At 66.7% G+C, this 454-nt stretch carries 1 protein-coding gene; it reads left to right on the top strand.

Annotation, left to right across the window (positions count from 1 at the left end; all coding sequences use genetic code 11):
- Positions 1-143: 143 nt before the first annotated feature.
- On the top strand, positions 144-454 hold a 311-nt coding region (locus ACNPM4_RS12000; RefSeq protein WP_448985840.1), incomplete at its 3' end, for a siderophore-interacting protein.

Consider the following 454-nt stretch of genomic DNA (forward strand, 5'->3'; position numbering starts at 1 on the left):
CGCGCGCGACGCTCGTGGCGGTGAGGGTTCTGGGCACGGACATGGAGAGACTCCTGTTCTGCGGGATCTGTGCGCACACGGTGGCGCTGGGAGGTCGAGGTTAGGGTGCCCTTCCCTCGACATATTTAGGTTAGCCTTACTTTATGAGCGATACGAAATCCGGCTTCTCGATCGAGCGTCGCGGCCTCGAGCTGCGCTTCCGCACCGTGACTCTGAGCGCCCGCGAATGGCTGGCTCCGGACTTCGTGCGGGTGCGACTCACCGGCTCCGACCTCGCCGGCTTCGAGTCGCTGGGTTCCGACGACCACATGCGGCTGTTCTTCCCGGCAGGGCCGGTCGGCTCCGTCGAGGAGCTGCGCGCGTCTCCGAGCCGTGAGTACACGCCGCTGGACTGGGATGACGACTGGCTCGACGTCGAGTTCGCCGTGCACGGCGATCAGGGCGTCGCGGCGCC

Source organism: Microbacterium umsixpiens (assembly GCF_053543675.1).